General features: G+C 75.4%; 6 protein-coding genes. 5 read left to right on the top strand and 1 reads right to left on the bottom strand.

Annotated elements, in window-relative coordinates; all coding sequences use genetic code 11:
• From AE652_RS12170 to AE652_RS12190, 5 genes are all read left to right on the top strand, one after another.
• On the top strand, positions 1–3,119 hold a 3,119-nt coding region (locus tag AE652_RS12170; RefSeq protein WP_049651312.1), incomplete at its 5' end, for an SDR family oxidoreductase.
• Positions 3,119–3,616, top strand: coding sequence for a thioesterase family protein (locus AE652_RS12175; protein ID WP_049651313.1), 498 nt, complete (start codon positions 3,119–3,121; stop codon positions 3,614–3,616). The genes AE652_RS12170 and AE652_RS12175, both read left to right, overlap by 1 nt.
• A gap of 98 nt (positions 3,617–3,714) precedes the next feature.
• Positions 3,715–4,191 carry a flavin reductase family protein gene (locus tag AE652_RS12180; RefSeq protein WP_053112049.1) on the top strand — a complete coding sequence of 159 codons (477 nt, stop codon included), beginning with the start codon at positions 3,715–3,717 and terminating at the stop codon, positions 4,189–4,191.
• A 16-nt stretch (positions 4,192–4,207) separates the two neighbouring features.
• On the top strand, positions 4,208–5,239 hold the full coding sequence (locus AE652_RS12185; protein ID WP_049651315.1) for an NAD-dependent epimerase/dehydratase family protein: 1,032 nt from the start codon (positions 4,208–4,210) through the stop codon (positions 5,237–5,239).
• 160 nt (positions 5,240–5,399) lie between these two features.
• Positions 5,400–6,584: a cytochrome P450 gene (locus tag AE652_RS12190; RefSeq protein ID WP_049651316.1), complete on the top strand. Its 1,185-nt coding sequence runs from the start codon at positions 5,400–5,402 to the stop codon at positions 6,582–6,584.
• A 52-nt stretch (positions 6,585–6,636) separates the two neighbouring features.
• Here AE652_RS12190 and AE652_RS12195 read toward each other — a convergent pair.
• On the bottom strand, positions 6,637–7,904 hold a 1,268-nt coding region (locus AE652_RS12195; RefSeq protein WP_053112048.1), incomplete at its 5' end, for an ammonium transporter.

Raw genomic sequence — 7,904 nt, forward strand, 5'->3', positions numbered from 1 at the left:
CGGACGACGGGGCGGAGGACGGGGCGGACGGCGCCGAGCGGTCCGCGCGTCCGGCGGGCGCGGACACCGGCACCGGCCCGGTCTCCACCCTGGACCTGCTGCGCCGGCTCGCGGCCGAGCGGGTCGAGCTGCCGCTGGACTCCGTCACCGCGCGGACCCACCCGATGGACGACCTGCACCTGAGCTCCATCACGGTCGGCCAGATCGTCAACGACGTCACCCGGGCGCTGGGCCAGCCCGCGCTCGCCGCCACGACCGGCTTCGCGACCGTACGGCTGGGCGAACTCGCCGAGCTGATCGACCGGTTGGCGGACACCTCGCAGGCCGGGGCGGAGCCGGCGGGCGAGGTCCCCGGGGTGGCCCCGTGGGTGCGCCCCTTCGCGGTCGAGCACGTGGCGGCTCCCCTGCCGGCCGGGCCGCACCCCGGCCCCGGGGCGTCCGACCCCCGGGCTTCGGCCGACGGCTGGACGGTCTTCGCCACGCCCGGCCACCCGCTGGCCGCACCGCTGCGCACCACGCTCGCCGCGGCGGGCCTCGGGGACGGCGTCCTGCTCTGCCTCCCGGACGAGTGCGGCGCGCAGGACACGGAGCTCTTCCTGACCGCCGCACGAGCCGTCCTGGCCGCCCCCGAGGGCACCAGGCTGGTCGTGGTCCAGCACCGCCTCGGGGCCGCGGGCCTGGCGAAGACCCTGCACCTGGAACACCCGTCCGTCCCGACCACGGTGGTCGAGCTGCCCGACACCGCCCCCGAGGGGGCCGCCCGCGACGAGGCGGTGGCCCGCGTCGTCGCCGAGGCCGCCGCCACGGCCGGCTTCGCGGAGGTCCGCTACCAGCGGGACGGCCGCCGCACCGTCCCGGTGCTCCGCCCCCTGCCGCGCCGCCCGGTGGCGGAGGGCGAGTCACCGCTCGACGCGCGGGACGTCCTCCTGGTCACCGGCGGCGGCAAGGGCATCACCGCCGAGTGCGCCCTGGCGGTCGCCCGGGACTCCGGGGCGGCCCTGGCCCTGATCGGCCGCGCCGACCCGGCCGCCGACCGCGAACTCGCCGGGAACCTGGCCAGGATGGACGCCGCCCGCCTGCGCTACCGCTACGCCCGGGCGGACGTGACCTCGCCCGAGGAGGTCGCCGCCGCGGTGGGTCGGCTGGAGTGCGAGCTCGGCCCGGTCACCGCGGTGCTGCACGGCGCCGGCCGCAACGAGCCGGCCGCCCTGGACGCGCTGACCGCCGAGGACTTCCGGCGGACCCTGGCGCCCAAGACCGACGGCCTGGCGGCGGTGCTGGCGGCCGTCGACCCGGACCGCCTGAAGCTGCTGGTCACCTTCGGCTCGATCATCGGCCGGGCCGGGCTCCGCGGCGAGGCCCACTACGCCACCGCCAACGACTGGATGACCGAGCTGACCCTCCGCTTCCGGGACCGGCACCCGCGGGCCCGGGCGATCGCCCTGGAGTGGTCGGTCTGGTCGGGCGCGGGGATGGGCGAACGGCTCGGCGTCGTCGAGGCGCTGATCCGGGAGGGCATCACGCCGATCTCCACCGAGGACGGGATCCGGGTGCTCCGCGAGGTGCTCGCGGACCCCTCGGCCGGCCCCGTCCTGGTGGTGAGCGGACGGGCCGGCGGCCTGCCCACCCTGGCCACGGTCCAGCGCGAACTGCCGCTGACCAGGTTCGTGGAGCGGGTGGTCGCCCACCATCCGGAGATCGAGCTGATCACCGAGGCCGAGCTGTCCGAGGGCAGCGACCCGTACCTGACCGACCACCGGCTCCAGGGCGACCTGCTCTTCCCGGCCGTCCTGGGCATGGAGGCGATGGCCCAGGTGGCCGCCGCGGTGAGCGGGCACCAGGGCTCGCCGCTGCTGGAGGACGTCGAGTTCCGCCGCCCCGTGGTGGTCCGCCCGGGCGGCTCGACCACCATCCGGATCGCCGCGCTGGTGCAGGCCCCCGGGACGGTCGACGTGGTGCTGCGCAGCGAGGACACCGGCTTCACGGCCGACCACTTCCGGGCGAGGCTGCGCTACCCCCGGCCCGAACCGCCCGGCACACCGCCGCCGGTCGGGTCCGGCCTGCCGACGGTGCCGGTCGACCCGGTGACCGAGCTGTACGGCGGCGTGCTGTTCCAGGGCAAGCGGTTCCAGCGCCTGCTGGAGTACCGGCGGGCGAGCGCCCGGCACGCCCTGGCGGAGATCTCCACCGCCGCCCAGGCGCCCTGGTTCGCCGCCTTCCTGCCGCAGGACCAGCAACTGGCCGATCCGGGCACCCGGGACGCGATGATGCACGCCATCCAGTGCTGCGTGCCGGACGCCACCCTGCTGCCGCAGAGCATCGAGCGGCTCTGGCTGGCCGACCGGGCGGACCAGGACACCGGGTTCGTCGTGCTCGACGCCCGGGAGCGCTCCCAGGACGGGGACCGCTACGTCTACGACCTCGTCGTGCGCACGCCCTCCGGAGCGGTGGTCGAGCACTGGCAGGGGCTGACCCTGGTCGCCGTGCGCCGGCGCGACGGCGCCGGCCCGTGGGTGCCCGCGATGCTCGGCTCGTACCTGGAACGCAGCCTGGAACGGGTCCTGGGCGGCAGCCGCGCGGTGGTCGTCGAACCCGCCGCGGAGGGCGACGCCGGGCACCGCGACCGCCGGGCCCGCACCGCGACCGCCGTCGGTCGGGCGCTGGGCCGGCCGGTGGAGCTGAACCACCGGCCGGACGGCAGGCCCGAACTCGGCGGCGGGCCGGGGCTCGAGGGCTGGACGGTGTCGGCCTCGCACGACGGCGGCCTGACCCTGGCGGTGGTGGGCCGGGGACGCCTCGCCTGCGACGCCGAGTCCGTCCTGGAACGGACCCCCGAGGACTGGGACGCGCTGCTCGGCCCCGGCCAACACGCCCTGCGGGACCTGCTGGCGACCGAGGCCGCCGAGGCCCCGGAGGTGGCCGGCACCAGGGTCTGGAGCGCGCTGGAGTGCCTGCGCAAGTCCGGTGCGACCACGCAGGCGCTGACCCTCGACCGCGTCCACCCGGACGGCTGGGCCGTCCTGTCCGCCGGCGACGCCGCCGTCGCCACCTGGGTGACCACCGTCAACGGACGGCCCGGGCCGGTCGTCTTCGCCGTACTCGCCGGAAAGGAGAACTGATGTCGGGCTACTACGAGCTGCGCCACACCGTGGGGTTCGAGGAGACCAACCTCGTCGGCAACGTCTACTACGTGAACTACCTGCGCTGGCAGGGTCGTTGCCGGGAGATGTTCCTCAAGGAGAAGGCGCCCGGGGTGCTCGCCGAGCTGCGGGAGGACCTGAAGCTGTTCACCCTCAAGGTGGAGTGCGAGTTCTTCGCCGAGATCACCGCCTTCGACGAGCTGTCGGTCCGGATGCGGCTGGAGGAACTGACCCGGACCCAGATCCAGTTCAGCTTCGACTACCTGCGGATCGACGGCGGGCAGGGGAGCCCGGTCGCCCGCGGCCGCCAGCGGATCGCGTGCATGCGCGGGCCGAACACGGCGACCGTCCCGGCCCCGGTGCCGGAGGAGCTGCGCCGGGCGCTGGCGCCGTACGCCGAGGACGCGGTGGCCGCCCGGGTCCTGGCGGCGCCGGCCCCGCCCGGCCGGCCGGTGGGCACGGGGAGGGCGCGGTGAGCGACAACGGCCGCGCCCTGGTCGACGACCCGTCACCGTCCACGACCTCGCCGTCCTCCCGGCACGCCGCCGTTCCGCCGGACGCGCTGCGCGAGACGATGGCCCGGTTCGCCACCGGGATCACGGTGCTGACCACCGGTGGCGAGCACGTCCACGGGATGACCGCCAACGCGTTCAGCTCGGTGTCGCTGGAGCCGCCGCTGGTGCTGTGCTGCGTCGCCCGCACCGCGACGATGCACCGGGCGATCACGGCGACCGGGTCCTTCGCGGTCTCCGTCCTGGGGGCCGAACAGGAGCCGCTGGCACGGTACTTCGCGGGCCGCGGCCGACCGCGCGGCGCCGCCCAGTTCCACGGCGTCGACTGGCGGCCCGGCCCGTTCACCGGCGCCCCGCTGCTGTCGGGCTCGCTCGCCTGGCTGGAGTGCAAGCTGGCCGCGCAGTACGACGGCGGCGACCACTCGGTCTTCCTCGGCAGCGTGCTCGGGTCGGGCTGGACGGAGGGCCGGCAGGCGCTGCTGTTCTACGGCGGAGGATTCCACCGGGGCGTCGGCGGTGCCGGCGACGGGACCGGCTGAGCGGAGGGGTGGTCCGATGTTGGTGAGCGTGACCGGCGGCACCGGGTTCGTCGGCATCCACTCGGTCGCGGCGATGGTCCGGGGCGGGCACCGGGTGCGGATGCTGGTGCGCGACCCGGCCCGCGCGGAACGGGCCCTCGCCCTGCTGGAGGTGGACCCGGGCGCCGTCGACCTGGTCGTCGGGGACGTGACGGACGAGGGCGGCGCGGCCCGCGCGGTGCGCGGCGCCGACGCCGTCCTGCACGCGGCCTCGGTGTACTCCTTCGACAGCCGGCGGTACGCGGCCATGCGCCGGACCAACGAGCGGGGGACCGACCTGGTGCTGGCCGCGGCCCGCCGGTCGGGCGCCGATCCGGTCATCCACGTGTCGAGCATCGTCGCGCTGCTGCCGACCCGCCGGCGGCCGCTCCGGGAGGACTCCCCGGTCGGCCGCCCCCGGGAGACGTACATGGCCACCAAGGCCGCCGCCGAGCGCGTCGCCCGCCGCCACCAGCGGGACGGCGCACCGGTGGTCATCAGCTACCCGCCCGCGCTGCTCGGCCCGCTGGACCCGGGGCCGGGCGACCAGAACACCCGGCTGCGCAACACCCTGCGCGGGCTGATGCCGGTCTGGCCGCTCGGCGGCTTCCCGGTCGGCGACGTCCGCGACACCGCGCGGCTGCACGCCCGACTGCTGACCGCACCGAGGACGGGCCTCGACCGCCACTTCGCCCCGGGCCGCCAACTGGCCACCCGGGAGTACGTGCGGACCCTGCGGGAGGTCACCGGGCGGCGGCTGCCCGCGGTCTTCCTGCCTGCCCGCGCCATGCTGCCGGTCGGCGCCCTGGCCACCCTGGTGCAGCGCGGCTGGCCCTGGCACATCCCCGCGGAGTACGGCGCCGTCTACACCTGCGCCTGCGCGGCTCCCGTCCACCCGGCCGCGAGCACCTGCGGACTGCTGCCGAGGCCGATCGCGGAGACCATGGCCGACACGGTGCGCTGGCTCCGTACCGAGGGGCTCCTGACGGACCGGCAGGCGGGCCTCCTGGCGGACGGGAAGGGCAGGTGAGCCTGGGGTGAGGCGCGCCGGGGGCGGCTCCGGCTCGGGAGAGGGGGCGCGTGCGAGGCCGCCGCGCCCCCGCGCGCCGTACGGGATAGCCGCCGGTGTGCGCGGTGGCCCGGGGCCGGGGGTATCGGGAAGGGGATACCGGATGATCACGGGAGGTTCCATGAGCGAGCAGGACGTGCCGCCGATCTCGATCTTCTACCGTCGCGACGGGTTCGACCCGGGCCCGGCCCTGGGCGAGGCCCAGCGCGGGGACCCGGCCCGGCGGGTCCGGGACTTCTGGCTGCACCGGGTCGGCGAGTACCGGCTCGTCACCCGGCACGCCGACGTGCGGCGCGTCCTGGCCGACCAGGAGACCTTCGCGATGTACGACCCGGAACGCGCCCCGGTCCTGCCGAACGAACTCCTCAACATGGACCCGCCGGAGCACACCCGGCTGCGCCACGTGCTGACGCCGGAGTTCACCGGGAAACGGATCCGCTCCCTGGAGCCGATGATCCGCGCCCTGGTCGGCGAACTGCTCGACGCCATGGAGGCGCGGGGGCCCGCGGCGGACCTGATGGACGCCTTCGCCCTGCCGCTGCCGCTCGGGGTGATCTGCGCGATGCTCGGCGTCCCCGACCCGGACCAGGGGGACTTCCACCGCTGGTCCCGGACCACGCTGGACCTCGGGCTCCCCATGGAGGAACGGCTCGCGGCCGGCCGGGAGTCGCACGCGTACGTGGCCTTCCTGGTGGCGGAGAAGCGGCGCAGCCCGGACGACGGGATGATCGGCATGCTCGTCCGGGAGCACGGCGGCGCGGTGTCGGACTCCGAACTGGTCGGGGTCTGCGAGCTGCTGCTGCTCGCCGGCCACGTCACGGTGTCCAACACGATCGGCCTGGGCGTGCTCGCCCTGCTGTCGCACCCGGAGCAGGCCGACCGGCTGCGCGACGCGCCCGAGGGCGATCCGGTGGTCGACGCCGCCGTCGAGGAACTGCTGCGGTACCTGTCCGTGTCCAGCACCGCGCTGGCCCGGACGGCGCGGTGCGACACCGAGATCGGCGGCGTGCCGGTCAAGGCCGGCGAGCAGGTCGTCTGCCAGCTGCCGGTGGCCAACCGGGACCCGGCGCTCGGCGCCGGGATGGACCGCCTCGACATCGGACGCGAACCCGTGTCGCACCTGACCTTCGGGCACGGCCCGCACCACTGCCTCGGCGCACCGCTGGCCCGCGCCGAACTGCGGATCGCGCTGCCCGCGCTGCTGCGGCGGCTGCCCGGCCTCGCGCTCGCGTGTCCCGCCGAAGAGGTGCCCTACCGGGTCAACAACGAGGTCTACGGGCTCCACGCACTGCCTGTCACCTGGTGACGGCGGCCCTCGGCCGGTGAAGGGGGCCCCGGGCCCCGGCACGCCCAGCCGGCTACGGGGCCCTCCTCCGCAACGCCTTCCGCACGGCCGTCGCCAGGCCGTCCGCCATTCCCCGGGACCGGGACCGGGGCCGGGACCGGGACGCCGGGGGCTCGGGCCAGGGAGCCCCCGACGCCGTGAAGTCGTAGGCGGTCTCGGCGTGCTCGGTCTGGTCGATGCCGACCACCTCGACCTCCTCGGCGACCCGGAAGCCGATGGTCCGCTGGATCGCCCGGCCGAGCAGCCAGGAGAGCACGAAGGAGTAGCAGGCGACCACCACGACTCCGACCGCCTGCTTGCCGAGCTGCCCGAAGCCGCCGCCGTAGAACAGGCCCCTGGCACTCTCGCCGACGTGCCCGGTGGCGAGCAGGCCGATCAGCAGCGAGCCGATCGCCCCGCCGACCGCGTGCACGCCGACCACGTCGAGCGAGTCGTCGAAGCCCAGCCGGTACTTGAGGCTGACCGCCGCCGCGCAGACCGCGCCCGCGACCAGCCCGATCACGATGGAACCGAGTACCGAGACCGACCCGCAGGCCGGGGTGATGGCGACCAGTCCGGCCACCGCGCCGGAGGCCGCGCCCAGCGAGGTGAAGGCGCCGTTCCTCGCCCGTACGTAGGCCAGCCAGCCGAGCATCGCGGCGGCGGTGGCGATCTGGGTGTTCAGGAACGCCGCGCCGGCGACGCCGTTGGCGGCCAGCGCCGAGCCCGCGTTGAAGCCGAACCAGCCGAACCAGAGCAGCCCGGAGCCGAGCATCACCAGCGGCAGGCTGTGCGGGCGCATCGGGTGCTTCCGGAAACCGACCCGCTTGTCCAGCACCAGGCAGAGCGCCAGGCCCGCGACCCCGGCGTTGACGTGCACCGCGGTGCCGCCGGCGAAGTCGATCACGCCCACCCGGTCGACCAGCCAGCCGCCGCGCCCGTTGTCGGTGCTGAACACCCAGTGCGCGACCGGGAAGTACACCACCGTGGCCCAGACCGTGACGAACAGCGTCCAGGCGGTGAACCTGGCGCGGTCCGCGATCGCGCCGCTGACCAGCGCCGGGGTGATCACCGCGAACATCAGCTGGAACACGGCGAACACGGTGACCGGGATCGAGCCGTGCAGCTCGTCCCGCCCGATGCCGCGCATCCCCAGGTGGTCGAGGTTGCCGATCAGGCCGTGGAAGGCGTCGGAGCCGAAGCTGAGCGAGTAGCCGTAGAGCACCCACAGCACGCTGACGATCGCCAGCACGACGAAGCACATCGACAGCATGTTCAGCGTGCTCTTGGCCCTGACCATGC

It is taken from the genome of Kitasatospora sp. MY 5-36, assembly GCF_001182915.1.
In the GTDB taxonomy this organism is placed as follows: Bacteria; Actinomycetota; Actinomycetes; order Streptomycetales; family Streptomycetaceae; genus Kitasatospora.